Below are 1,338 nucleotides of genomic sequence, written 5' to 3'. Positions count from 1 at the left end.
GCCAGTATCAAGCACGACTCAGTCACTACAAACGACGTGGACACAGCCCTTGAAAACTGCCCAGCACTCAGAACAAGCACCGTTGCAGTACTAGTTCCCCTCCGTAGCCGGAGCAGTTCGACCGTGGGTGTCGGCATCGCGGGAATGCGCCGGCACTCACGGTAAGTGGTTGTAACAGGGCCCTGGAGCATGCCCGCTGCCGGTGCCCTGGTAGCCGCGTCGGCGATCGTCGGGGCTCCGCGGCAGGCGCGGTCGACGCCGGATTCGGTGTAGGCCCGGCAGTCGTTGCGGTGTTCGTGCAGATTCAGAAGCTTTTTCTGCACTTCGTGCCTGCTCAGGGGCGTGATCGTGGTGCTGGGGCGCCGTTCAGACAGCTCGTGTGAACTGCTCCTGGGTGGCTGTCGGCTTCGGCTGACGGCGGGTGAGCCGGCGGGTCATGAGCGTGATCGCGGCCCAGGTGATGAGGCTTTCGCTGTGCTGGACCAGTCGCTCGTAATCACGGGCGTGACGGCGGGCGTTCATGACCCAGGCCAGCGACCGTTCGACGACCCAACGTCGCGGGATGATCACGAATCCAGAGGCGTCCTTGGGGCGGCTGACGGGCTTGATCGTGAGGTTCAGATGCTTCTTAGCCCAGGCCACGAGCTTGCCCGCGTAGGCGGAGTCGGCCCAGACGATCGTGATCTCGGGGTGCATGAGGCGCAGGCGGAACAGGACTTCCTTCGCGGCCGCGGAGTCGTGGAGGTCGGCGGGAGTGACCATCACCATCAACGGCAGGCCGCGGGTGTCGACGACGAGGTGCCGCTTGCGGCCGTTGATCTTCTTCCCGGCGTCGTAGCCCCTGGACTCGGAGGTGACGGTCGAGGCGGCTTTGACGGACTGGGAGTCGATGACCGTTGCGACCGCCCGAGGGCCTTTGCCCAGGTCACGGCGGATGCGGGCGGCGAGCGCGTCACGGATCTGTCCGATGATCCCGGCGGCCGCCCAGCGGGCCATGAAGCCCCAGACCGTGCGCCAGGGCGGGAAATCGGCGGGCAGTGCCCGCCATTTGCAGCCCGTGGCGACGACGTAGCGGATCGCGTCGACGATCTCGCGGCGAGGGTGCTTCTCCGGCCTTCCGCCCGTGGGTGTTTCGCAGGCCGGCGGAGGAAGAAGCGGTTCGATCAATGCCCACTCGGCGTTCGTGGTGTCCGAGGGATAGAGGCGTTCACGCATGTCAGGGCCTTCAACATGACGGTGGGGTCTGGCCCCGCCGCGGGCCGGCCCAACCCACCCACACGCCCGAAGTGAGGCGGGTTTAAATTAGTAGAGGGGAGATTAAGAATAAAAAAATAGGGG

General features: G+C 65.5%; 1 protein-coding gene and 1 pseudogene. Both read right to left on the bottom strand.

The genetic code is table 11. The features are described from left to right. Positions 1–198 precede the first annotated feature (198 nt). A pseudogene (locus tag ACWD11_RS34835) lies at positions 199–308 on the bottom strand (IS5/IS1182 family transposase); the annotation flags it as partial. A 58-nt stretch (positions 309–366) separates the two neighbouring features. Further along, positions 367–1,215, bottom strand: coding sequence for an IS5 family transposase (locus tag ACWD11_RS34830; protein WP_389421648.1), 849 nt, complete (start codon positions 1,213–1,215; stop codon positions 367–369). Between the last annotated feature and the right edge of the window lie 123 nt (positions 1,216–1,338).

It is taken from the genome of Streptomyces sp. NPDC002776 (assembly GCF_053592195.1).
This window is presented reverse-complemented; position numbering and strand designations above follow the sequence as displayed.

Coding starts and splice junctions, on each gene's coding strand:
- ACWD11_RS34830 (WP_389421648.1), bottom strand. CDS start 1,215: ATGCGTGAACGCCTCTATCCCTCGGACACCACGAACGCCGAGTGGGCA.